This is a genomic window from Bacillus sp. FSL L8-0199 (assembly GCF_038005705.1).
Lineage (GTDB): Bacteria > Bacillota > Bacilli > Bacillales > Bacillaceae_G > Bacillus_A > Bacillus_A cereus.
Genome location: NZ_JBBOTS010000001.1, coordinates 3,495,506 through 3,521,621, shown reverse-complemented (window position 1 = coordinate 3,521,621; position 26,116 = coordinate 3,495,506). Strand labels below are relative to the sequence as shown.

The following is a 26,116-nucleotide window of genomic DNA, read 5'->3' as shown; positions in this document are numbered from 1 at the left end:
ATGATTATAATTTTATTGTTTGCAAATTTGCGTGAGGAAGTTGGATCGGATCGATTAGTGATTTCAGAAAAGCAAGAAATGACAGTGCAACAATTAAAAGAATGGCTCAAAGCCAGCTATTGTTTACAATCGTTGGATAAAGTGATGGTCGCTGTTAACGAAGAGTTTGTAATGAATGAAGAGATGATAAAAGCTGGAGATATAGTCGCATTAATCCCGCCTGTTAGCGGTGGATGATAAGCTTTTTCACAAGATGAAGCGCCAAGAAAATGTTGTATATAAATTAGAATAAGAGAAGGGATGAGTTCTATGCTTACTCAAGAACAAATAATGAATGCATTAAAACATGTAGAGGATCCAGAGTTACACAAAAGTGTTGTAGAATTAAATATGGTTAGAAATATACAAATGAACGGAACAGAGGTTAAACTTGAAGTAGTACTAACAATCCAAGGTTGTCCGTTAAAAGCAAAAATTCAACAAGATATTGAAGAATCACTTCACGCAATTGGTGCCTCTAAAGTGGAGGTAACATTTGGTTCTATGACACAAGAAGAACGTGCAGCTTTAACAGAGAAATTAAAGAAAAATACTAGAACAGAAACTGGTATGCCGAGCATGCTTCGCCCGGATTCAGGAGTACGTTTTATTACTGTAACGAGCGGAAAAGGCGGAGTTGGAAAATCAACGGTGACAATTAATCTTGCAACTGCACTAGCGCGTATGGGCAAAAAAGTGGGGATATTAGATGCAGATATATATGGTTTTAGTATTCCAGCTATGATGGAAACGAATAAGAAACCAACGATGATTGATCAAACGGCAATTCCAGTCATTAGTTACGGTGTTAAAATCATGTCGATGGGATTCTTTACAGAAGGAAATAATCCAGTTATGTGGCGCGGACCGATGCTAAATAAATGGATTCAAAATTTCCTTGCGAATACGCACTGGGGAGAATTAGATTATTTATTACTTGATTTACCACCAGGTACAGGAGATGTTGCGATTGATGTTGCAGCGATGATTCCGCAAGCGAAAGAAATAATTGTTACAACTCCGCACAATGTAGCTTCATTCGTTGCTTCAAGAGTTGGTGTAATGGCAAAACATACGAAGCATGAGATTTTAGGTATTGTGGAAAATATGGCTTATTATGAAGAACAAGATGGATCGAAAAATTATCTCTTCGGAAAAGGCGGCGGCAAAATGCTTGCAGAACAATTGCAAACAGAAGTAATTGCCCAAATACCTTTTGCGAAACGTGAAGAAAATAATGGTTCATCTGTATATGATGAAGATTCTCTTGTTGGAGAAGTGTTTACATCGTTAGCTGAGGATATTATTTATAGAGGATAGAGGGGGAAGTTTAGTATGGCATGTAACATTGATCATTCTATTGAAGATGTGATGAATAAGCTTGAAAGTCAAAAGAGTTTTTTACCTGAAGAGATTTTTAAAGGGGTAAAAAATTTTTTACAAGGTAATCACTCACAAGAAATATTAAATGATGTATTTCATCTTTTAAAAAAGTATGACTTAGTAAGTGAAGAAGAAAGAGAGACGAGAGATACTCAATTATTGTTGATTATAAAATAAGTATACTTTGGCTTTTGTTTTGTAACTGAAGGGGTAAATGGAATGGATATGAAAAAGATGATTGAAATGATAGAAGCAACAAAAGTGACTAAAGAAGAATTATCAATTTCTACTTTACATCAAGAGCTTGTGAAGTTATATAGTCAAAAAAATGTTGCTCATTATACCGAGTTATTAAAGTATATTTTATCATTATCCGTGCAGCTCAACCTACATCTTGTATTGAAATATTTTGGCGTGCGACCGGTTGTTGCGACAGATGAGCGTATGCAATTTCAAGAGATATTTAAATGCTTAGCTAAGAAAGATGAGAATGGGGAATGGTTTTTAAATTTCGTTTCTTTATATGTAGGGTTAATTATGGTTCTTCATTTTGATGAGAAGGAGATTGAGGGAAGTTTTTTCGATGATATGGTAGTGGATGAATGTAATGAAATATAAGATTCTGCACATAACATTTTTCAATATTAAATGCTTTAACTGCGATTTTAGTTGGTTATGTAAATATGAAGGTAACTAATTAAGAAAAAGGAATGAAACTAGTTGGATAAAAAGAGTTCTTCAGTTGTTTCCGTCGTTTTTTCGTGTTACTATTAATCGAATTTTTCATAAGGAGAGAAAGCGATGAAATGGATTTATTTTCTTATTATTAACGTTATAGCTTTTAGCCTTATGGGGCTTGATAAACGAAAAGCAAAGAAGAAACAGTGGAGAACGCCAGAAAGTACGTTGTTTTTATCGGCGACAGCTGGGGGAGCAGTTGGAGCTTGGATCGGAATGTATATGTTTCATCATAAAACTCATAAAAAGAAATTTGTTTTCGGCATACCGTTACTTGTTGTGATAACGGTATGTTTATTATTCGTTGTATGAGAAATGTCGAAAGAAATGCAGATTGATTATTGGTAAAGTGAGCATGTGAGACCGTATAATGGAGAAAAAATGAGAAGAGGAGAAAAAGGAAGATGGGGAGTCAATCAGCAGAGCAAAAAAAAGGGATACTATATGCGGCTGGTGCTTATACGATGTGGGGAATACTACCAATCTATTGGAAATGGGTTGAGGAAGTTCCAGCAGATGAAATATTAGCACACCGCATCGTTTGGGCGTTTGTTTTTATGTTACTCGTATTAGGTGTTACGAAGAGGTTTCGCCAGTTTATTGGGGAATTTGTGAATCTTTTTAAACGACCTAAATTATTAATGTCATTAACAATAGCTTCAGTCTTGATTAGCGGAAACTGGTTTGTTTACATATGGGCCGTTAATCATAATCATGTTATTGAAGCGAGTCTTGGCTATTATATTAATCCGCTTATTAGTATTTTACTTGGTACAGTCGTTTTAAAGGAAAAGTTAAACTTCTGGCAATATGTTGCAGTTGGTTTAGCTGGAGTGGGGGTTATCATTTTAACAGTACGTTTCGGATCTATTCCGTGGGTTTCTCTTTCACTTGCCTTTTCATTTGGATTATACGGATTAACGAAAAAACTGTTAAACTATGATGCTACAATTGGACTTACGATGGAAACGATGTTAGTGACACCGTTTGCGATTATTTATCTAGTAATGACAGGAGTACATGGTTTCGGCTCATTTGGCTCTATCTCAATGTTATCGACATTACTATTAATAGGAGCGGGTATTGTTACAGCTCTACCACTTTTTTATTTTGCAAAAGGAGCCCAACTTATTCCGCTTTATATGGTAGGTTTTTTACAATATATTGCACCAACAATTAGCTTAATTTTAGGTGTATTCGTATTTGGTGAACATTTCACATCTACTCATATGATTGCATTTTTCTGTATATGGGTTGCATTATTTGTATTCTCGGTAGCGAAGACTAAGTTTTTAGTGCAGAAACAACCGAAATTTATAAAAAATAAATCAGCAAAAGTATCATAATGCGTAGTATTTTCTACGCATTTTTCTTTATACTTATATTATATAGAATTTCCATTATAGTCAGTAAGGAGCTGAGAACATGGAAACAATTTTACATAATGATCCGCTTATGGCAGCTGTAATTTCATGGTTTTTAGCACAATTAACGAAAGTAGTCTTTAAATTAGTTAAAACAGGTGAATTTGATTTTGCAAAGTTTTTTGCTTCAGGTGGAATGCCAAGTTCTCATGCTTCAACAGTTACAGCGCTTGCTACAGGAGTTGGAGTAGTGGAAGGTGTGGAAAGCTCGATGTTTGCGGTTGCTACTATTTTTGCCATTATTGTTATGTATGATGCTTCAGGAGTAAGGCTTGCAGTAAGTAAACAAGCAAAAATATTGAATGACTTTTTTCACGGTAGAGAAACAGAATATAAGAAGTTAAATGAACTTGTTGGGCATACACCGTATGAAGTAGTAGTCGGTGCTTTATTAGGGATTATTGTCGCAGTAGGATATTGTTTATGAGCAGAACATTTTATATGTTCTGCTTTTCTTTGTTTTTATACATATTCAGCTACCTTTTTGAATATCGTTATACGGATTTCGAAAGGGTGGGTGAGTAACTTGTTATTATATGAAAAAGTGCATAAAGAAATAGCGAGAAGAACAACTGCACTTCAAACAATGCAACGGCAAGATGGTACGTGGCGGTTTTGTTTTGAAGGAGCGCCACTAACAGATTGTCATATGATTTTTTTATTAAAATTATTAGGTAGAGATAAAGAGATAGAACCGTTTGTAAAAAGATTAGCATCACTCCAAACAAATGAAGGAACATGGAAATTGTATGAAGATGAAGTGGGTGGTAATTTATCTGCTACAATTCAATCTTATGCTGCCTTACTTGCATCGGAAAAATATACAAAAGAAGATGCGAATATGAAGCGAGCGGAAATGTTTATAAATGAGCGAGGTGGGGTAGCACGTGCTCATTTTATGACGAAGTTTTTATTAGCGATTCATGGAGAATATGAATATCCTTCTCTTTTTCATTTGCCAACACCAATTATGTTTCTGCAGAATGATTCCCCTCTCAGTATATTTGAATTGAGTAGCTCAGCACGTATTCATTTAATTCCGATGATGTTGTGTTTAAATAAAAGATTTCGAGTAGGGAAAAAGTTATTGCCAAATTTAAATCACATTGCAGGCGGGGGCGGAGAATGGTTTCGAGAGGATCGGTCTCCAGTTTTTCAAACGTTAGTAAGTGACGTGAAGAAAATTATAACGTATCCACTTTCTTTGCATCATAAAGGATATGAGGAAGTAGAACGTTTTATGAAAGAGCGTATTGATGAAAATGGAACATTATATAGCTACGCAACTGCCTCGTTTTATATGATTTATGCTTTACTTGCATTAGGACATTCTATTCAATCACCAATTATTGAGAAGGCTATAATGGGAATTACATCTTATATATGGAAGATGGAGAGAGGGAGCCATTTGCAAAACTCTCCATCAACTATATGGGATACAGCTTTACTCAGTTATGCTTTGCAAGAAGCTCAAGTTCCGAAAGCAAGTAAAGTGATTCACAATGCATCAGCATATTTACTAAGAAAACAGCAAACGAAGAAAGTAGATTGGAGTGTACATGCACCGGATCTCTTTCCGGGTGGTTGGGGCTTTTCGGATGTGAATACGACGATTCCAGATATTGATGATACAACTGCTGTGTTAAGAGCGTTGGCGCGAAGTAGAGGGAACGAAAATGTAGATAATGCTTGGAAGCGAGCGGTTAATTGGGTTAAAGGATTGCAAAATAATGATGGTGGTTGGGGGGCTTTTGAAAAAGGGGTAACGAGCCGTATATTAGCAAATTTACCAATCGAAAATGCAAGTGATATGATTACAGATCCTTCTACACCAGATATTACAGGGAGAGTGCTAGAGTTTTTCGGGACGTATGCACAAAACGAATTGCCTGAGAAACAAAAACAAAGTGCGATAAATTGGTTAATGAATGCACAAGAGGAAAATGGATCGTGGTATGGGAAATGGGGAATTTGTTATATATATGGTACGTGGGCAGTGTTGACTGGTTTACGGTCACTAGGAATACCATCTAGCGATCCATCATTGAAACGAGCAGCTTTATGGCTTGAACATATACAGCATGAAGATGGTGGCTGGGGAGAATCTTGCCACAGTAGTGTGGAGAAAAGGTTCGTTACTTTACCATTTAGTACACCATCCCAAACAGCATGGGCTTTAGATGCCCTCATTTCTTACTATGATAAAGAAACGTCAGTTATTCGAAAAGGTATTTCATATTTGCTCTCCAACCCTTATATAAATGAAAAATATCCTACTGGAACAGGTTTACCAGGTGGGTTTTATATTCGTTATCATAGTTATGCTCATATATATCCGTTGCTTACTTTGGCTCATTATGCAAAAAAATATAGAAAATAAACCGAGAGATGTCTCTCGGTTTATTTTGTTGGGTAGTAGGTCCCTTTTGAAAAGAATAAGGTTGTGATGTACCTTATTTTTCGGTTGGTTGGCGCTTTTGACGTGCATCAGCGGCATTTGCACGTGCGTTTGCTTCTAAGTCATTGTGGTCAGCGAGTTCGCGAGAGAACTCAACATCAATGCCATCAGTTGCTTTGCTTTGTTTGAAATTCTTTTTATTCATTCGACACAATCTCCTTGCACTTTATCCCGCATAACGGGTAGTAAAACCCCCACCTTAAAACTCAGATGGAACAAAGAAGCTAGGTGGGAGATTAACTGTCCGTAAATGCCCGATTGGTGAGGGCTGATAATCAGTGGGGGATGAACAAACTTCCCACTAATTAAAGTTTCACTTTATGCGACGTTGCAAAGTTAGTTTGACACAAATAGACTTTTTTATACAAAGAGGAGTTGGAAAGTAAAAAGCCGAAATATACAGTATAAGTAATAGAAATGGGGGATAGGAATGGAGTTTTTAAATGGGAAAACAGCTGTTGTAACAGGAGCTGCACAGGGAATTGGAAAAGAGATTGCAAAGGTTTATGCAAAGCTAGGGGCGAAAGTATTAATTAGCGATGTAAATGAAGAGAAGCTACAAAAAACGACACGTGAGTTATCAGATGAAGGATATGAAGTGTGCTCATATCGATGTGATGTGAGTAATCAAAATGAAGCAAAGTCGTTAATTGAATATGCAGTTCAAAAATTTGGTACATTACATATTTTGGTGAATAATGCTGGAATTACAAGAGACGCAATGTTACATAAAATGGAGAAATCTGCTTGGGAACAAGTATTACAAGTGAATTTAACTGGTGTTTTTTATTGTATGCAACCAGCACTTCTTTATATGAGACAACAAGGATATGGAAGAATTATTAATATTTCTTCTATAAGTAGAGAGGGGAATATTGGACAGGCAAATTATGCTGCAACGAAAGCTGGAGTTGTAGGATTAACAAAAACAGCAGCGAAAGAAGTTGGAAGTTTCGGTATTACTTGTAATGCGATTTGTCCGGGGTTTATGGATACAGATATGACCAAAACGATACCAGATAAAGTGAAAGAAAAGATGGTTGGCGCTATTCCAGTTGGTAGAATTGGAACGCCAGAAGATATTGCGAACGCAGCAGCCTTTTTAGCATCAGAATACGCATCTTATATTACAGGTGAAGTATTAAATGTGAGCGGAGGACTGCAAGTTTAAAGGAATACATAATGAAAAGAACCTGACCGGATAGGTCAGGTTCTTTCTCATTAATTTAAGTTAAGCCAAACGCTCTTTACTTCTGTATAGTTATTTAATGCATAAGATCCCATTTCACGGCCAAGACCAGATTGTTTAAATCCTCCAAATGGAGATGCTGCATCAAACACGTTATAACAGTTTACCCACACTGTACCTGCACGTACTTTACTTGCAACATAGTGTGCTGTTTTAACATTTTCTGTCCACACACCAGCCGCTAAGCCGAATTGTGATTTATTTGCACGTTCAATTACTTCATCAATATCGTTAAATGGTATTGCAGAAATAACTGGACCGAAAATTTCTTCTTTTGCGATCGTCATTTCATCATTTACGTCAGCGAATACTGTAGGAGAAACGAAGTAGCCTTGATCGAATGGATTACTTCCTCCGCAAAGTACTTCAGCGCCTTCTTCAATCCCTTTTTCAATGTAGCCCATTACACGTTTTTGTTGTTCTTCAGAAACGAGAGGACCAATTGTCGTTTCAGGGTTAAGACCGACACCTTGATTTAGTTTTTTAGAATAGAGGACGAGATCAGCCATGACATTATCATACATTTTCTTCGGAACAAATAAGCGTGATCCAGCAGAGCATACTTGTCCTTGGTTAAACATAACACCAGAAAGTGCACCAGGAATCGCGCGAGATAAATCAGCATCCGGCAAGATGATATTTGGTGATTTACCGCCTAACTCAAGTGTAACGCGTTTTAATGATTCGGATGCTTGTCGCATAATTTGTTTACCGACAGGAGTAGAACCGGTAAATGCAATTTTATCAACGAGTGGATGATTAACGAGAGCTTGTCCAGCTGATTCACCGAATCCAGGTACGATATTAATAACACCTTTCGGGAATCCAGCTTCTTCAATTAATTCAGCTAAGTATAGAGCAGATAGTGGAGTTTGTTCTGCAGGTTTTAAAACGATTGTACATCCTGTAGCAAGCGCTGCTCCCATTTTCCACATTGCCATAAGAAGCGGGAAGTTCCAAGGAATAATTTGACCAACGACACCAACAGCTTCATGGCGTGTATAGTTAAAGTAATCACCGGAAACAGGAATTGTTTGACCAACGATTTTCGTAGCCCAGCCAGCGTAATAGCGCATATGCTCAATTGCAAGTGGGATGTCTGCTGCCATTGTTTCACGGATTGGCTTTCCGTTATCTAATGTTTCGAGCTGTGCAAGCTCTTCTTTATGTTCTTCCATTAAATCAGCTAACTTGTACATGAGACGGCTTCGCTCAGCAGTGCTCATACGAGACCAAGGACCTTCGTCAAAAGCCATACGAGCTGCGACTACAGCTTTATGAATATCTTCGAGACCAGCTTCAGAAACGACGGCAAGTGTTTCACCAGTTGCTGGGTTAGGTGTTTTAAATGTTTTACCGGAAGCGCTTTCAATGAAAGATCCATTCACATATAACTTTTTTGTACCTTGAAGAAACTTCTCTACCTTTTCATGAAGATTTACAGCTAGTTGACTCATTGTATAACCCCCTTGAAAATATAATGTAAACGCAGTACGAGACGGCGCTTATTCCGAAATCAAGGATGTGGAAACTAGATGGAAAGCCTCTAATTAAAATCATAATTAAGAAATACTGAAAATTCAAATTTCATTTGTGTTACAATTGTAAAAAATATGTAATGTAAGAGAATCTTCTATATGATTATAAAAAAATCCTGCTTGTTTTTGCTTTCTAGTAGGAAAAACTAGAAGAACAATGGTACAATAATACATCGTGAGAGGAGGGGTAAAAATGAAAGATTATCATGATGATCCACGCTTTCGAATAGCCCATAGAGAAGCGTTAATTGGTCTTGGACTTGCTATTATTAATTTTATAATTTGGTACGGATTTGCTTATGGGCTTGGTAGTAAAAATCCGAATGAATATACATATGTATTAGGTTTTCCCGCATGGTTTTTTTATAGCTGTATCGTTGGATTTATCGTTATGGTTATTTTACTTAGTTTAGTTGTTCGTTTTGTATTTCAAGATATTTCACTCGATGAGGAAGAAAAAAGTGAGGAATAATAGATGAATTGGTATGTAATCATTCCAATGATAATTTCGTTTATCGTTGTATTTTTAATTGGTGTATATGCTTCAAGACGCGTGCAAGCAACTGCTCATAATAAATTTTTGCAAGAATATTTTCTTGGTGGGCGTGAGCTAGGCGGTTTATTATTAGCGATGACAATGATTGCTACGTACGGTAGTGCAAGTAGCTTTATTGGTGGCCCTGGTATTGCTTACAATATGGGTCTTGGATGGGTACTGTTATCTGCGATTCAAGTTGTAACAGGGTATATCGTTTTAACGGTTATCGGTAAAAAGTTTGCAATTATCGCTAGGAAGATGGAAGCAATTACTCTTATCGATTATTTAAAAGGGAGATACAATAATAAAGCAGTTGTTATACTTTCTGCGTTATGTATTATTATCTTTTTATTTTCAGCGACAGTAGCCCAGTGGGTCGGTGGTGGACGATTAATCGAGTCACTAACGGGGCTATCGTATACAACAGCACTATTTTTATTTACTTTTTCTGTACTTGTGTACGTATTAATTGGTGGATTTCGTGCAGTTGCTCTATCAGATACATTATTAGGAATCATTATGTTAGTTGGAACAACAATCATTTTAATTGCTACTGTCATTGCTGGTGGTGGAATTGAAAAGATTATGCAGGAACTTGTTCAAATTAATCCAAAGTTAATTACACCATTCGGAGCAGATGGCAGTTTAACGAAATCATATGTTACATCATTTTGGATTTTAATTGGAATTGGCGTTGTCGGTTTACCGCAAATTAGCGTGCGTGCCATGTCTTATAAAAATTCAAAAGCGATGCATCAAGCGTTAATAATTGGGACGATTGTTGTGGGTACAATTATGATTGGTATGCATTTAACGGGTGTATTTGCAAGAGTAGTACTTCCAGGTATAACGGTACCAGATAAAGTAATGCCGCTACTTGCGATGGAAGTGTTGCCACCTTGGTTAGCTGGAGTTTTCTTAGCTGCACCGATGGCAGCGATTATGTCTACAGTAAATTCTTTATTATTACTTGTAAGCTCGTCAATTATTAAAGATATATACGTAAATTACATAAATAAAGATGCAGCAGACAGTACGATAAAAAAAGGAAGTTTGTGGATTACTGGTATTGTAGGACTACTCGTTTATGCAGCGGCAATTAAACCACCAGATTTTTTAATATGGCTAAATTTATTTTCTTTCGGTGGATTAGAAGCTGCATTCATTTGGCCAATCGTATTAGGGTTATATTGGAGGAAAGGAAATGCTACAGGAGCGCTTGCGTCTATTTTAGTTGGGGTAGGCTCATATATGTGTATTCATCTTTTCTATCCAAATCCGTTCGGTATACATACAGTTGTCTTCCCGATTTGTTTTGCGTTTATCGCTTACATCATTGGAAGTATGAGTGCTGTAAAAAAAACAGTATAGGTTAGCTGAAGAACGTAGTCCTTATAAGACTGCGTTTTTTTGTGTGAATTTGTTCATTTTTTATTCTGTATATCCACGGTTATTCATAAATTAATAACAACTGAGGGGATGGAGTTGAGGTCGATGAAAAAAGTATTATTTTTAGGAGACCCAGGAATTGATGACTCTTTAGCAATTATGTATGGATTGTTGCATCCTGATATTGATATTGTTGGTGTAGTTACAGGATATGGAAATGTAACGCAAGAAAAGGCGACAAGTAATGCGGCATATTTATTACAGTTAGCAGGTAGGGAAGATATACCTGTTATTAATGGTGCGAAAATCCCTTTATCTGGAGATATTACAACGTATTATCCAGAAATTCATGGGGCGGAAGGTTTAGGACCAATTCGACCACCGAAAAATCTTTCTCCAAATATAAAGCCTTTTTGTGAGTTTTTTGACATTCTTGAAAAATATAAAGGAGAATTAATAATAGTCGATGCTGGTAGATCAACAACATTAGCGACAGCATTTATTTTAGAAAAGCCAATGATGAAGTATGTGAAAGAATATTATATAATGGGGGGTGCTTTCTTAATGCCAGGCAATGTTACACCAGTCGCAGAGGCGAATTTTCATGGTGATCCGATTGCGTCGCAATTAGTTATGCAAAATGCCAAGAATGTGACACTGGTGCCGCTCAATGTTACATCTGAAGCTATTATTACGCCAGAAATGGTAAAGTATATTACGAAACATTCTAAAACAAGTTTTAATAAATTAATTGAACCGATTTTTACGTATTATTATAAAGCTTATAGAAAATTAAATCCGAAAATAAAAGGAAGTCCAGTACATGACGTCGTTACAATGATGGTTGCCGCAAATCCTTCAATATTGGATTATGTGTATCGCCGTGTCGATGTAGATACAGTGGGAATAGCAAAAGGAGAAAGTATTGCAGATTTCCGTCCTCAACCTGATGCAAAAGCATTAAAAAATTGGATGCGAATTGGTTGGTCATTACATTATAAAAAATTCCTTGAGGATTTTGTGAAAATCATGACGTAGACATAATAGGAGTATACAAGTTAAAATAATGGAGATGGTTATTTAAATAACCATCTCCATTATTTTGTTTTTTAAAGATAGAGAGAAGAGTTACACAATAGGAGAGGAATTTTACTTGAAAAAAACTATAGTATGCGCAGTGGTTGTGGGTATTTTCGTTTTGCTAATATCGGGTAACTTTTTAGTGAAAAAAGTGTGGAGTTCAAATAATGATGATGCACAGTATATTGCATCTTTTATTGAAGAACACAAAGATGAAAAAAATAGTGCGCTTCTAGTAAAGAGAAATGATAAAGTTGTCTATTCTGTAAACCCAAATGTTGTATTGCCAGTTGCTAGTACGATGAAATTAATTGTGGCGCTTGAATATACGAAACAAGTTACTGAAGGGAAAATTGATTCGTCTAGTTTCGTATCGATTAATGATGTGAATCGCTATTATGTACCGAATACAGATGATGGTGCACAAGATAGATGGCAAAGGTATTTGGAGAAGACGGGCAAGATAACTGAAGGAGCGGTTTCTTTAGAAGAAGTGGCAAAAGGAATGGTTAAGTTTAGTTCGAATGCAAATGCTGAATACTTAATGGAATTGTTAGGATTAGATAACATCAATCGAAATTTACAAAGTTTATCACTTCCTGCACATCAACCACTATTTCCAATCGTTTCATCTTTGTATATCCCGGGATATTTGCATAAAGAATTACATGTTCCAAAATATAAAATAGAGAAAAAGTTAAAAGAAATGTCTCAAGAGCAATATCGTGAATATGCGATGTTTATTCATGAACGCTTAAAGAAGAAGGGACCATTATTACAGAAGGAAATTCCGCTTTATTTAGAGGAACGTTACGACAAAATTTGGTCAGATAGATTACCAGCAGCTTCTGCAAATGATTATATGGTATTACTTCAAAAGGCAAACCATAAAGGTGGCTTGACAGAGGCTGAAGAAAAAGTGTGGGCAAATATCGTTGAAACAGACATGAGTGCCAAGAAATACCGTAAAACATTCAGACATGCTGGGCAAAAGAATGGTTACACACCATGGACGGTTACAAAAGCAGTTTACGCTATGGATAAACGTGGAAACTGTACGGAGATTGTGTTTTTGGCGAATAATTTAAATGAAGACGATAGTGCAGAAATACGGAAACATTTAGCAAACTTACATTTCCAAGTGTTGCAAAGTGATAAGTATGATGCGACTTTTATTAAATAAACTCGGTGCAGAGAGCACCGAGTTTATTTTTATGTACAAGCACTTTTTTTCTATCTCTGGGTATGATGGGTAGTAATACTTAGGTGAGAGGGGAAAAGGTGATGAAACAGAGTAAAGAAGAGTTTATAAAGAGTGAAGGCGCTGATTTCCCTGGAAAAACATATGTGGATTGTGTATTACAGCATGTATTTGATTTTCAACGAAATTATTTATTGAAAGATATGTTTCAAGTGCATAAAGCACATATTGCGATGCTAACGGAAGAAAATTTAATGAAAAAGGAAGAAGCTAAAGTTATATTACACGCATTAAAAAAGGTAGAGGGAATTCCAGAAGAGCAATTGCTCTATACAGAGCAGCATGAAGATCTCTTTTTTTTAGTCGAACATTTAATTTCTCAAGAAGCGAAATGCGATTTTGTAAGTAATATGCATATTGGTAGAAGTAGAAATGATATGGGTGTAACGATGTATCGCATGAGTTTAAGGCGATATGTATTACGATTAATGGAACATCATTTGTTATTGCAAGAAAGTGTACTACAACTTGCTACTGATTATAAGGAAACAATCATGCCAGCTTATACACATACACAACCGGCACAGCCAACAACATTTGGTCATTATACGTTAGCGATCTATGATACGATGCAAAGAGATTTAGAAAGAATGAAAAAAACGTACCAGCTTTTAAATCAGTCTCCAATGGGGGCGGCTGCACTCTCTACAACAAGTTTCCCGATTAAACGAGAACGAGTTGCTCATCTACTTGGATTTACAAATGTAATTGAGAACTCATATGATGCTGTTGCCGGAGCGGATTATTTATTAGAAGTTAGTTCGCTACTTATGGTAATGATGACGAATACGAGTAGATGGATTCATGACTTTTTGTTGTTAGCAACGAAAGAATATGACGGTATTACTGTTGCAAAGCCATATGTACAAATCAGTAGTATTATGCCGCAAAAACGAAATCCGGTTTCAATTGAACACGCTCGTGCGATTACGAGTAGTGCTTTAGGAGAAGCATTTACAGTATTTCAAATGATTCATAATACACCATTTGGTGATATTGTCGATACGGAAGATGACTTGCAGCCATATTTATATAAAGGGATTGAAAAGGCAATTCGTGTTTTTTGTATGATGAATGCAGTGATCCGAACGATGAAAGTAGAAGAAGAAACGTTAAAAAGTCGTTCCTATAAACATGCAATAACGATAACGGATTTCGCCGATGTTTTAACAAAAAATTATGAAATTCCATTTCGGCATGCTCATCATGCAGCAAGTGTTATTGCAAATATGTCATTGGGGCAGAAAAAGGAGCTACATGAATTACATTTCAAAGATGTAAATATATACTTGCAAGAACATTTTAAAATAAATTTATTAGAAAAAGAGTGGAAAGAAATCATATCGCCAGAAGCTTTTATTCAAAAAAGAAATGTATACGGTGGACCGAGTAAAAAAGAAATGAATCGTATGATTCAAAATCGAAAAGAGTCATTTCGAAAAGAAGAAGATGTATTTGAAAAGGAAAAACAGAGGATTTTACAAACTGAAAATGATTTAAATATATTAGTTTCTAATATTATAGAATTGTAAAAGAAGGATTTAATGAATTAATCGCCAATACTTAATTAAAATATAAATAGAGAGAAGAGATTGTCGATGATTCAATTACATGTATATGAAGAGATTTTTCATTTTAAAGAAGATGTTACACCATTTCTAGAAAAGAATGAGCAGGAAAACAATCTCATATTAGGTGTATTACAAATGGTCCAAGAACCGATATTTATGGGGATAGCGAAACAAGGAGAAGAAATTGCGGTTGTATTTCTACAAACAGAAGAGAAGAAACAAATCATTGTTGCAACTTCTGAAATTTCGGGAGTAGCTATTGAGGAACTTGCAAAAGAGTTAACGAAAGTATACCCGGATATTCCTGGATTGATTGGTAATAAGAAAATTGTACAGAAATTAGCGGAAGAGATTGCGGTATTAGAAAATAAGAAAACGAATATTACAATGGAACAAGGTGGTATGAGCTCAACAGAGTAAAGAAGAAGTGTAATGCGGATGGACTTTTCCGGGCGGTAAATAATGATGAATTACCATTAATAGAACAGTGGATATATCAATTTTGTGAAGACGTAAAGCTTCCTACTACGAAAGAAGAAGCAAAACAAACTGCGCATACATTAATAACTACAAATCGACTGTTTGGTTTGGAAGTGGATGGGAAACTCGTTTCTGTAGCTGCAAAAACGAGACCAACTAAAAATAATATAACAGTTAATTTCGTATATACGCTGAAAGAAGCAAGGAAAAAGGGATACGCATCTAAGTGTGTAGCGGCACTTAGTCAACGTATGTTAGATGAAGGGTACAAGACGACTACGTTATATACTGATTTAGCGAATCCGACATCGAATAAAATTTATCAAGAAATTGGTTATGAGCAAATTGCGGAGTCTATGCTTATATTTTTAGAGAAGTAGAACAAAAAGGCGTGTTAAAATAGCACGCCTTTTTGTTATTCATCAATTCTAATAACCTCGCCTTGAGGAAAGTCCTCAGTTTCTAGTAAGTTACGAATAGCTTTCGCAACATATTCAGGTGATAATAGTTTTCCTTCTTCTTTTAATGCAATGAAGCGGTCCAAATTTATGAAATCTTCTTTATTTGTTTCACGAATTTGTGATTGCATATTTGTATCAACAACGCCAGGTGCAAAAGCGACGATTTTTACTGGATATTCTTTTTCCACTTCTTCAGTTGCTACGCACTGTGTAAACATATTTACACCAGCTTTCGTTGTACAATAAGCGCCCCAGCCAAAGTAAGGATTTTTTCCTGCACCAGATGAAATGTTAATAACGCGTTTATCTACTTTCCAGTCTTTCGTATGTTTCATAAACGTAGATGTAAGAATCATAGGAGCAAGTAAATTAATGTGAACGTTCGTAATGAATTGTTCGCTTTCTGCTTTTTCAATTGGCTTCATAGGAGCAACTGTACCCGCATTATTAATTAAATGAATAGAAGATACACTGTCTTCTTGAATAGATGAAATGATTTTGTTAAAGTTCGTTTCTAAATTATGTACATCTTGAAGATCTAAGGAGTGGAAAACACAATTGCTATTATATTGCTCTGCAAGTTTAGTAAGCTCTTTATTTTCTCTTCTAGAAATAGAGATGACAGTTGTACTTTCTTCTAATAATTGCGTAGCGATTGCCTCACCTAAACCTTGTGAAGTTCCTGTTATGATAACGTAGCGCATAGTTTTATAAACTCCTCTCATATGTGCGGAATTTTGTTGGACAACGTACATCACATAGGTTGTCTACATTTTATAGTATAGAGCACTTTTTACTATAAATGAAATGAGATGATTGTGTGCCTTTTATAAATCGTTTTACGACAACGGTACCTGGTGCCGTCACGTTTACTGGGAATACGCTGGGACTTAGCCCTACATCACCTGCACCAGGTAATATTTTTGGTACACTTGCTGTGTTTACGACAGTAAATACAGCATTGCAAGTACCAGGATTCCCAGCAGGGACAACAGATGAATGGCAATTGAATTCTTCAAGTGCAATTTTAAATCTTCCAGCGGGAAGCAGTGTGTTATATGCAGAATTAGTTTGGGCTGGTACTTTCCGGACTGATACGGAAGATGTTTTACCATTTTTAAATGATAACATTACATTTACAACGCCAGCAGGGACGTTTTCTGTTACGCCAGATCCTGCTACCGCGCAGCAAGGTTCAGTAGGAAATCAGTTTTATTATGCTCGCTCTGCCAATGTAACGAATCTTGTTAGTGCAGGTGGGGCAGGCACATATACAACGGGTGCTGTGCCTGCTGCCAGAACTTCAGCCGACCCGACAATCAGTCGTTCAGCTGGATGGACGCTTGAGGTTGTGTATCAAAATGCAAGTTTACCACTTCGAAATTTGTCAGTATATGCAGGCCAAGAAATTATTGATGCTTCATCACCACCAGTTGATGCTACTATTTCAGGATTTGCTACGCCGGCAACAGGAGCTGTTACAGGAAGAGTGCTCGTAACTGCTCAAGAAGGCGATTCTAACATTGTTGGAGATCAACTTCGCTTTGGACCGAATGCAAATGCTACAGTTGCATTATTCGGACCGAGAAACCCTGCGAATAATTTCTTCCAGTCTCAAATTTGTAATGACATTGGAGAGTTAGATACAACCGGGACATTTGGAAATTTGAATCAGCCGTTAGGGATAGCTTTAGCGATCCGAAGACAAGGGTGGGATATTACGAATGTAAATGCCTCTGCATCATTAGTAAATAATCAAACGTCAGCAACTGTTCGCTTCGTTACAAATGGAGATGGATACGCTGCAGCTGGTTTTGGTGTTCAAATTGATGCAACAGGTCCAATTATTAATCCTGTTAAATCAGTTAATAGAACAGTCGCAGGGGTAGGGGATACTCTCACTTATACGATTACGGTCCCAAATACAGGAACAGGAAGTGCAGAAAACGTTGTATTACGTGATAGTATTCCGAACGGAACGACGTTTGTTGCAGGTAGTGTTACGGTAGAGGGAGTAACACAGCCGAATGCAAACCCTGCTAATGGAATTAATTTAGGTACAATCCCAAATAACACGCAAAGAATTGTTACATTTCAAGTTCGAATAACATCATTCCCGAATCCCAATCCTATTTTAAATCGTGCAATGGTGTCATATCAATTCCGTCCTTTCGTTGGTAGTCCTCCTATTACAAGTACGTCTTCTTCAAACACAGTACAAACGACAGTGAATCAAGCAACCATAAGTATGCAGAAATCTGTAGATTTACAGACGGCAACGCTTAATGATGTATTAACGTACACAGTTAATGTCACAAATAATGGAAACGTCACTGCGAACAATGTTATTTTTGTTGATAGTATCCCTGCTGGAACAACATTTGTCGCAAATAGCGTTACAGTAAATGGAGTAGCGCGTCCAGGAGCGAATCCAGCAAGTAGTATTAATCTTGGAAGTATTAATGCATCGCAAACGACTGTAGTTCGCTTTCAAGTTCGAGTAACATCTAATCCTCTTGTCAATCCAATTCCGAATCGTGCAAGTGCTACATTTACCTTTACTCCAGTGCCTGGTCAACAACCAGTTTCAGGGCAAGCGACAAGTAACACTGTAGTTACTACCATTAACATAGCTGATATAAGAACGAGAAAAACAGTAGATAGAGCTTTTGCGACAGTGAATGACGTTCTTACGTACACTATTACAATTGAAAATACAGGAAATGTACTTGCGACGAACGTTATTTTTCAAGATCCGATCCCAATTGGAACGACTTTTATCGCAAATAGTGTGACTGTGGACGGGGTTTCACAACCTGGGGCAAATCCAGCGAGTGGGTTTACGGTAGCTAATATATCTCCTGGCGGAAGTAGGACTGTTACATTTCAAGTACGAGTAACATCTACGCCGTCAGGAGGTACGATTCCGAATCGCGGAAATGTGTCGGCTAATTTTGTCGTTATTCCAAATCAGCCGCCGATAACGATTAATAGACTAACGAATACAGTTGTGACACAAGTTAATACAGGTGGTTTGAATGTAATAAAAGAAGTGAATACAATGCAAGCAGCAGTAGGGGATACTTTAACATACACAATTGCCGTCCAAAATACAGGGAACGTTCCGTTAACAAATGTATTTTTCCAAGACCCTATTTCTTCTGCTGTTTCATTTGTTGCAAATTCTGTAACAATTAATGGAGTACAGCAAAGTGGACTAAATCCGAATACAGGATTCTCTCTTCCGAATATTCCTGCGGCTCAAACGGTTGTAGTCACATTTGACGTAGTAATTGTACAGAATCCAGAAAATGAAGATATTTTAAATCAAGCAAATGTAACAGCAAGCTTTCAAGTGAATCCGAATGAACCACCAGTAACAATCAATGTACCGAGTAATGTTGTGAATACGACAGTACAATCAGGAAACTTTGAAGTTGTGAAAGCAGTGAATACAGATGTTGCGACGGTAGGAGATGTTTTAGTATATACAATCGAAGTTATAAATGCAGGTAGTGTACCAGCTACAAATGTATTTTTCCAAGATTCAATTCCACAAGGGACATTATTTATTGAAAATAGTGTAGTTGTGAATGGTGTTTTACAAGAAGGGGCAGATCCAGAACTTGGATTCCCATTAAATAATTTGCCTACTGGCGCCAGTGTTATTGTTACATTTGAAGTATTAATTGATGAAATTCCCCAAGGAAATAATGTTGTAAATAATGCGAATGTAACTGGAGATTTCCTTGTAAATCCAACAGAGCCACCGATTACTGTAACAGTACCAAGTAATACTGTTATGACGATCGTGAATTCTTCAGGGTTAAATGTAATGAAAAGTGTAAGTGCTACTGAAGCCGGTGTAGGAGATACGTTAACGTATACAGTTCGTATACAAAATAGTGGAACGGTGGCAGCGACAAATGTATCATTCCTTGATCCGATTCCGGTTGGAACCACTTTTGTAGCGAATAGTGTAACAATAAACGGGACACCTCAACCAGGTTTAAACCCGACAACTGGATTTCCACTTGCTAATATTCCGGTAGGAGGTATGGTGACGGTCACTTTTCAAGTGACAATCACGAGTGTACCACCAAATAGAGTTCTTCCGAATAATGCGAATGTCACTGCTGATTTCCAAGTAAGTCCTCTCCAGCCACCAATTACAATTGTAACGATTAGTAATATTGTTGTGACGCGAGTGAATGTAGGATCACTTAATGTAATGAAGAGTGTAAATACACCACAAGCTGGTGTAGGAGATACGTTAACGTATACGATTCTTATTCAAAATACAGGAACTGTTCCTGCAACGAATATTGTTTTTCAAGATCCAATTCCGTCTGGTACTGCCTTTGTAGCAAATAGTGTGACGATAAATGGAGTCGTACAGCAAGGCGCGGATCCTATGGCAGGTTTCCCGGTACCAAATATTCCGGTCGGACAAACGGCTACGATTACGTTTCAAGTTACAGTGACGAGTGTTCCGAGCGGTGGAAATATAAGAAACCAATCGAACGTTACTGCAAGTTTTCTTATAAATCCAGCAAACCCTCCAATAACGACTGTTACAAATAGTAATTTTGTAGTGACGCAAGTAAACACAGCGCAGTTAAATATACAAAAATCTTCATCTGTACAACAAGCAGCACTTGGAGAAACTTACACGTATTCTGTTGTCATTCGAAATAACGGTACAGTAACAGCAACGAATGTCTCTTTCCTTGATCCAATTGCTTTAGAAACAACATTTGTAGCAAATAGTGTAACAATAAATGGAACGCCTCAACCTGGATTTGATCCAAATATTGGTTTCCCGCTTCCTAATATTGCAGCTGGAACATCATTGACAGTAACGTTCCAAGTTACGGTAGTTGCACCGTCTACACGTGGAGCAGTATTAAATACAGCATCTGCTACAGCCACTTTCTTATTGAATCCTTTACAACCACCTGTAACAACAACGAATTCAAGTAATACAACGGTAGTTACAATACCGTTACCTCCTCCTGGTGAAGTAACAGCAACAAAAACAGTTGATGTTGCAACTGGGGCTGTCGGGGATGTATTAACGTATACAGTGCTAATAACGAATGTAGGAATTATCCCTGTTACAGATGTACTCTTCCAAGATGTCATTCCAGAAGGGACGACGTTTGTTGACAATAGTGTAACGATAGGTGGAGTGCAGCAACCAGGATTAAATCCAGAAATAGGATTTACAGTTACTCCATTATTAATCGCTGGTGGAAGTATTGAGGTCACATTCCAAGTGACGATTACAGAAATTCCAGATAATGAAGTCATATTAAATGATGCAGATGTTACATTTACTTCACAACCAAATCCGCAGGAGCCACCGATTACGGAAACGATATTAACAAATTTAGTCGTTACGACAATTAATATAGCGTTTATTTTTCCATTGAAACTAGTAGATAAAGAAGTAGCGACGGTAGGAGAAATATTAACGTATGATGTATTGATTTTTAATTTCGGAACAGTGCCAGCGACGAATGTTCAATTTATCGATACTACTTCCGCGGGTGTAGAATTTGTACCAGGAAGTGTGAGCATAAACGGGGTACCAGCACCAGGATTAGATCCTTTCATTGGTTTTACAGTTCCAGATATACCTGTCGATGATTTTGTACTTGTCACATATCAGGAAGTGGTTACAAGCATACCAGAAGGTGGAACGATTGTTAATTTTGTAGACGTTACAGCTACATTTGCTGTAAGTGAAACAGAACCGCCTATTACGGAAACAACGACAAGTAATACGACATTAACAGAAATCAATGAATCTGGTTTGAATGTTTTAAAATCAGTAAGTCAGCCGGTTGTTGCAGTAGGCGATACAATCACATATACAACAGTAGTTCAAAATACAGGAACAGTGATAGCGACAAATGTTCAATATAGTGATGTATTACCTTCCTCTATAGCATTCGTGCCGAACAGTGTAATGATAGACGGTGTGTTACAACCTGGATTCAATCCGAATAATGGATTCCCGCTTCCAGATATAAATCCAGGTGAAAGTGTAGAAGTCACATTCCAAGTAACTGTTGTTAGTGTGCCGACAAACGGAACAATTGCCAATACGGCAAATGTAACGGGAAGTTTTGTATTAGTACCAGGAGAACCACCAGTTATAGTAAACCAATCGAGCAATACAACACTTACAACTGTAAATAGAGGGCAATTTAATGTTATTAAACAAGTAAATAGGGTTGCTACTCTCGTTGGAGATATATTAACGTATACGGTCCAAATAACGAATACAGGAACAGTAACAGCTAACAATGTTCAGTTTATTGATACGATTTCAACAGGTGCGTCATTTGTATCAAATAGTGTAACGATAAATGGAGCCCCGCAACCAAACTTAAATCCGATTACTGGATTTGGAGTTGGAGATATACCGGTAGGTGAAACAGTTATAGTGACGTTTCAAGCGACAGTTACAAATATCCCGTCATCAGGAACAATTACGAACGTTGCAAATATAACAGGAAGCTTTACTTTAGTGCCAGGAGAGCCACCGGTTGTAGTAACAGAGCTGAGTAATACGACGATAACTAGAGTGAATAGAGGACGATTCAGCGTTATAAAATCTGTAAATAAAGAAGCGACACGATTAGGAGATACGTTAACGTATAGTGTGCAAGTTACAAATACGGGAACGGTAACAGCAACGAATGTTCAGTTTATCGATGTTCCATCACCTAGTTTAGAATTCGTTCCTGGAAGTGTACAAATAAATGGGATTCCGCAAGTAGGTTTAGATCCATTTGTAGGCTTTGTATTGCCTAATCTTGCAGTAGGGGATAGCGTATTAATTACATTTGAAGTAAATGTAATCGCAGTTCCGCCTTCTAGTAGCATTATGAATACAGCAAGAGTAACGGGTGATTTTGAATTAATTCCAGGAGAACCTCCGTTTACAATTACGAATTCAAGTAATACGACAGTCACACCAGTAAATAGAGGCAGTTTAGATATGCAAAAAGAAGTAGATCATTCAATTGTTGGAGTAGGAGAAACAGTAAAGTATACGGTTCGAATATTAAATACTGGTACTGCTGATGCGATGAATATTCAATTTATTGATGTCCTATCTCCGGAAGCTGTTTTTGTACCAAATAGTGTAACTGTAAATGGAGTAGCTCGTCCGGGAGTAAATCCGCAGGTTGGATTTACGATTGTAGACATTCCAGTCGGTGAGACGGCGATTGTAACATATGAAGCTACGATTACGAGCTTTCCAGATGGTGGTACAGTAGTGAACGTTGCTGGGGCGTTAGCAGAATATATTTTAGTACCAGGGGAGCCGCCAGTTACAGTGATGGATACGAGCAATACAGTTATAGTGACGGTAAATACTGCAATCTTATTTGTTGCAAAAGGAGCAAACTTTGAAGTAGCAATGATAGGGGATGTTGTCACTTACGGAATCGCTGTTATAAATGATAGTACAGTCCCTGTGACCAACATTGTGTTAACAGATATCATTGATCCGAATACGCTATTTATAAATGGCACGGTAACGGTAAATGATGTACCTTTTCCATTCGCTAACCCGAATACTGGTATTCCGTTAGGTGATTTTCAGCCAAATGACGCAGCAATTATTAATTTCCAAGTTGTAATAACAGGAGGACAAATAAATAATTTAGTTACAAATACTGCTATAGCAAATGGGCTCGCAACTGTAAATCCGAATGAGCCGCCAGTAGTAGTTGAAGGTGATAGCAATACAGTTGTTATCCCGTTTATTCCTCAAAATGTCTCAACGACAGTCGTAAAAACGGCAAATTTACAGGCAGCAACAATTGGCGATGTTATTACGTTTACGACAGTTATTACAAATACGGGGGATACAGCAATACAAAATATTCGTTTTCAAGATATGTTAGATAGTAGTGTTCAATTTGTCCTTGGAACTGTAACGATTGATAATACGCTAGTGCCAAATGTAAACCCAGTATCAGGTTTTATTATAGGAAATTTAAATCCAGGTGAAGCACGGACAGTTTCGTTCCAAGTAGTAGTGCAGAGCGCGCCAAATGGTTCAGGAAATTATATAAATCAAGCGAGTATTCGTTTCGAACATCAAGTAGGCACAGTATTGCCACCTGTTACACAAATGGTAGAAAGTAACATAGTTGTCATTCCATTTGTTCCAACGATAGAACAAATTTGTGAAACGAATCTTAATTGCTTAAGGAAAATTCCTTTTCAATGTTCTCCGTGTAATCATTTGCAAATAAATAAAAAATAAATACAGAAAGAGCATCCGGAAAAAAGGATGCTCTTTCTGTATTGATCATGTAGATTCTTTTTCGGGTGAGGTGAAAAATTCGTCGATTTTGTCGGAGAGTAGTAATGGAATGGCTCCTTTTATAACAGAAATGTCCCAGTCCCACCATGCGAGATTCTCTAGTTTGTCAATCGTTTCTTGCGGGAAACGATATCGAACAAATTTTGCAGGATTACCAGCCACAATTGCATACGGGGGTACATCTTTTGTAACAATGCTCCTGGCGCCGATAATGGCCCCGTTACCAATTGTAACCCCAGATAAAATGCAGGATTGATAACCAATCCATACATCATTGCCGACTACGATATCACCTTTTGAAGAAGGGTGACCAGTAATATGTGCTCCTTCATCAAAAAGTGCATTAAATGGATAAGTTGTTATCCAGTCTGCGCGATGTTCACCGCCAAGTATGAAAACGACTTCTTCTGCTAATGAACAAAACTTACCTATTTTTAATTTTGTTTCATCGTTCCAAGAAAAAATGGTTGGCCCTACTTTACTATAAGTATAATCACCAATATCATATTTATTATATTCAGGTTTTTGATTTAAATATAACATGCTTCTTCAGCCTCCTTTCTCAATTAAGTGATACGTATGGAATATTATATGCAAGATGTAGTAATGTGAACTGTATTAATAGGTGAAATGAACAAAAGGGAGTGGGATGTATGCGATACGAAATGGGTTTATATAATAAACCGTTTCAGTCAATTCAATCAGGAAAAAAAGTATATGAAGTACGCCTATACGATAAAAAACGTCAACTAATAAACAAAGGTGATGAAATCGTATTTACGAATCTTACGACAAAAGAAATGATGACGGTAAAAGTAACGGAAATAAAGCGATACGAGAGCTTTAAAGCTATGTATGAACAAATCGATAAAAAATTATTGGATTGTGAAAATGATAATTTAGAGGAAATGTTAGAAAGTACATACAAAATATATACGAAAGAACAAGAAAAAGAGTGGGGAACAGTTGCGATTTGTATTGAGGTAATAAAATGATAAGAAATCGCGGGGCGGCTATCATTGTACAGGAAGGAAAAATCGCTCTTATAAAACGTATTCGAGAAGAGGAAACATATTATGTTTTTCCAGGCGGAGGGATTGAGGAAGGTGAAACGCCTGAAGAAGCAATGAAAAGAGAGGTATACGAAGAATTAGGGGTACATATAAAAGTGGAGCACCTTATTGCAAAGGTAAAATATAAAGGAAATGAATATTATTATGCTGCCTATATTACAGGCGGAGTGTTCGGAAGCGGAACAGCTGAGGAATTTCAGTGGGAAGATAGAGGAAGTTATATTCCGTTATGGCTACCGATAAACGAGTTGGAAAAAGTGAATATAAAACCTTATGAAGTGGTCGAAAATATATTTAGTCATTATAAAATATAACGTCTGACAACATACAAAAAAAACCATTGACATAGGCTTCTGATTTAAGTATTGTATTCGAGTATGTTTATAATCAGGAGGTTTATATGAGCAATCAAACTACTACACATCATGTGAAAATGACAACAGCGGATCCATCTGGAATTGGTCTATTTGGATTAGCGATGGTAACACTTGTAGCATCATCTCAAAAGTTAGGCTTAACAGATGGCGTTTCACTTGTATTACCATGGGCAATCTTTTTAGGAGGATTCGCACAAATCTTTGCTTGCATTCACGATGCAAAGCATAACAATACATTCGGTACGACAGCATTTGGTGCGTACGGCCTATTTTGGTTAGGTGTTGGAATGACTTGGTTAATTCAACTTGGAGTATTTGGCGAAAAATTAGCACAAGCTGCAGATTCAAAACAGCTTGGTGTAGCCTTTATCGGATATTTGATTTTCACAATCTTTATGACGATTGGTGCAATGGAAACACATAAAGTATTATTTATGATCTTCGTCCTTATTGATTTCTTATTTATTGGTCTTTCATTAAGTACTTTAGGTGTTATGCCGCACGCAATGCATAATTTAGCAGCATATTCTGAACTTCTTATTTCATTATTATCTTTCTACGGTTCAGCAGCAGCAGTGTTAAACACACACTTCGGAAAAGTTGTTTTACCAGTTGGAAAGCCGTTTGGTATTTTTAAAAAGTAATAAAAAAGCACAGATGATTGTATAGTCATCTGTGCTTTTTTATTTATTCCGCTCTTTGTG

Annotated in this window: 22 protein-coding genes and 1 pseudogene; 19 read left to right on the top strand and 4 right to left on the bottom strand. The window is 36.9% G+C overall.

Annotation, left to right across the window (positions count from 1 at the left end):
- The 8 genes from moaD to NST86_RS17985 all read left to right on the top strand — a co-directional run bounded on the left by moaD (window position 1) and on the right by NST86_RS17985 (window position 5,964).
- Window positions 1-237, top strand: a complete 237-nt coding sequence (gene moaD / locus NST86_RS18020; RefSeq protein WP_000583943.1) for a molybdopterin converting factor subunit 1 — start codon at window positions 1-3, stop codon at window positions 235-237.
- 72 nt (window positions 238-309) lie between these two features.
- Window positions 310-1,359 (top strand): P-loop NTPase, encoded by a 1,050-nt coding sequence (locus NST86_RS18015; protein WP_016118443.1) that lies wholly within the window; start codon window positions 310-312, stop codon window positions 1,357-1,359.
- 15 nt (window positions 1,360-1,374) lie between these two features.
- Complete coding sequence (locus NST86_RS18010) at window positions 1,375-1,599, top strand: hypothetical protein (RefSeq protein WP_000752379.1); 225 nt, start codon at window positions 1,375-1,377, stop codon at window positions 1,597-1,599.
- Window positions 1,600-1,641: 42 nt separating this feature from the next.
- A complete protein-coding gene (locus NST86_RS18005) occupies window positions 1,642-2,040 on the top strand; it encodes a hypothetical protein (RefSeq protein ID WP_000367288.1) in 399 nt (132 codons plus the stop codon).
- Window positions 2,041-2,223: 183 nt separating this feature from the next.
- Window positions 2,224-2,472: a DUF1294 domain-containing protein gene (locus NST86_RS18000; protein ID WP_000871352.1), complete on the top strand. Its 249-nt coding sequence runs from the start codon at window positions 2,224-2,226 to the stop codon at window positions 2,470-2,472.
- A 92-nt stretch (window positions 2,473-2,564) separates the two neighbouring features.
- On the top strand, window positions 2,565-3,506 hold the full coding sequence (gene rarD / locus NST86_RS17995; RefSeq protein ID WP_000535538.1) for an EamA family transporter RarD: 942 nt from the start codon (window positions 2,565-2,567) through the stop codon (window positions 3,504-3,506).
- 79 nt (window positions 3,507-3,585) lie between these two features.
- Window positions 3,586-4,011, top strand: coding sequence for a divergent PAP2 family protein (locus tag NST86_RS17990; protein WP_109140474.1), 426 nt, complete (start codon window positions 3,586-3,588; stop codon window positions 4,009-4,011).
- 99 nt (window positions 4,012-4,110) lie between these two features.
- Window positions 4,111-5,964 carry a terpene cyclase/mutase family protein gene (locus NST86_RS17985; protein ID WP_000928165.1) on the top strand — a complete coding sequence of 618 codons (1,854 nt, stop codon included), beginning with the start codon at window positions 4,111-4,113 and terminating at the stop codon, window positions 5,962-5,964.
- Between the two features lie 73 nt (window positions 5,965-6,037).
- Here the strand turns inward: NST86_RS17985 and NST86_RS17980 are convergent, their stop codons facing one another.
- A complete protein-coding gene (locus NST86_RS17980) occupies window positions 6,038-6,187 on the bottom strand; it encodes a YfhD family protein (RefSeq protein WP_001035813.1) in 150 nt (49 codons plus the stop codon).
- 285 nt (window positions 6,188-6,472) lie between these two features.
- Here NST86_RS17980 and fabG point away from each other — a divergent pair, with 285 nt between their 5' ends.
- Complete coding sequence (gene fabG / locus NST86_RS17975; RefSeq protein ID WP_000395018.1) at window positions 6,473-7,213, top strand: 3-oxoacyl-ACP reductase FabG; 741 nt, start codon at window positions 6,473-6,475, stop codon at window positions 7,211-7,213.
- A 50-nt stretch (window positions 7,214-7,263) separates the two neighbouring features.
- Here the strand turns inward: fabG and dhaS are convergent, their stop codons facing one another.
- Window positions 7,264-8,748: an aldehyde dehydrogenase DhaS gene (dhaS, locus tag NST86_RS17970; protein WP_227593192.1), complete on the bottom strand. Its 1,485-nt coding sequence runs from the start codon at window positions 8,746-8,748 to the stop codon at window positions 7,264-7,266.
- 274 nt (window positions 8,749-9,022) lie between these two features.
- On the opposite strand from dhaS, the gene NST86_RS17965 reads away from it, so the two are divergent.
- From NST86_RS17965 to NST86_RS17940, 6 genes and pseudogenes are all read left to right on the top strand, one after another.
- Window positions 9,023-9,301 (top strand): YhdT family protein, encoded by a 279-nt coding sequence (locus NST86_RS17965; RefSeq protein WP_000656239.1) that lies wholly within the window; start codon window positions 9,023-9,025, stop codon window positions 9,299-9,301.
- 3 nt (window positions 9,302-9,304) lie between these two features.
- Window positions 9,305-10,738, top strand: a complete 1,434-nt coding sequence (gene panF, locus NST86_RS17960; protein ID WP_001104815.1) for a sodium/pantothenate symporter — start codon at window positions 9,305-9,307, stop codon at window positions 10,736-10,738.
- Between the two features lie 108 nt (window positions 10,739-10,846).
- On the top strand, window positions 10,847-11,794 hold the full coding sequence (locus NST86_RS17955) for a nucleoside hydrolase (RefSeq protein WP_103572790.1): 948 nt from the start codon (window positions 10,847-10,849) through the stop codon (window positions 11,792-11,794).
- Window positions 11,795-11,909: 115 nt separating this feature from the next.
- Window positions 11,910-13,019 (top strand): serine hydrolase, encoded by a 1,110-nt coding sequence (locus NST86_RS17950; RefSeq protein ID WP_340934157.1) that lies wholly within the window; start codon window positions 11,910-11,912, stop codon window positions 13,017-13,019.
- A gap of 101 nt (window positions 13,020-13,120) precedes the next feature.
- Window positions 13,121-14,629, top strand: a complete 1,509-nt coding sequence (argH, locus tag NST86_RS17945) for an argininosuccinate lyase (RefSeq protein WP_227593193.1) — start codon at window positions 13,121-13,123, stop codon at window positions 14,627-14,629.
- Window positions 14,630-14,695: 66 nt separating this feature from the next.
- A pseudogene (locus NST86_RS17940) lies at window positions 14,696-15,528 on the top strand (GNAT family N-acetyltransferase).
- Window positions 15,529-15,563: 35 nt separating this feature from the next.
- On the opposite strand, the gene NST86_RS17935 reads toward NST86_RS17940, so the two are convergent.
- Complete coding sequence (locus NST86_RS17935; RefSeq protein ID WP_016118438.1) at window positions 15,564-16,313, bottom strand: (S)-benzoin forming benzil reductase; 750 nt, start codon at window positions 16,311-16,313, stop codon at window positions 15,564-15,566.
- A 116-nt stretch (window positions 16,314-16,429) separates the two neighbouring features.
- Between NST86_RS17935 and NST86_RS17930 the strand changes: the two genes are divergently transcribed.
- On the top strand, window positions 16,430-23,902 hold the full coding sequence (locus NST86_RS17930) for a DUF7507 domain-containing protein (protein ID WP_227593194.1): 7,473 nt from the start codon (window positions 16,430-16,432) through the stop codon (window positions 23,900-23,902).
- Between the two features lie 45 nt (window positions 23,903-23,947).
- On the opposite strand, the gene NST86_RS17925 is transcribed toward NST86_RS17930, so the two are convergent.
- Window positions 23,948-24,505 carry a CatB-related O-acetyltransferase gene (locus tag NST86_RS17925; RefSeq protein ID WP_000966305.1) on the bottom strand — a complete coding sequence of 186 codons (558 nt, stop codon included), beginning with the start codon at window positions 24,503-24,505 and terminating at the stop codon, window positions 23,948-23,950.
- Between the two features lie 110 nt (window positions 24,506-24,615).
- On the opposite strand from NST86_RS17925, the gene NST86_RS17920 reads away from it, so the two are divergent.
- The 3 genes from NST86_RS17920 (at window position 24,616) to NST86_RS17910 (ending at window position 26,056) form a co-directional block, all read left to right on the top strand.
- Complete coding sequence (locus NST86_RS17920) at window positions 24,616-24,957, top strand: ASCH domain-containing protein (RefSeq protein ID WP_061663839.1); 342 nt, start codon at window positions 24,616-24,618, stop codon at window positions 24,955-24,957.
- Complete coding sequence (locus NST86_RS17915) at window positions 24,954-25,349, top strand: NUDIX hydrolase (protein ID WP_000620826.1); 396 nt, start codon at window positions 24,954-24,956, stop codon at window positions 25,347-25,349. The genes NST86_RS17920 and NST86_RS17915 overlap by 4 nt, the downstream gene beginning before the upstream one ends.
- Before the next feature lie 86 nt (window positions 25,350-25,435).
- Window positions 25,436-26,056: an acetate uptake transporter gene (locus tag NST86_RS17910; RefSeq protein ID WP_000070938.1), complete on the top strand. Its 621-nt coding sequence runs from the start codon at window positions 25,436-25,438 to the stop codon at window positions 26,054-26,056.
- Window positions 26,057-26,116: the final 60 nt, after the last annotated feature.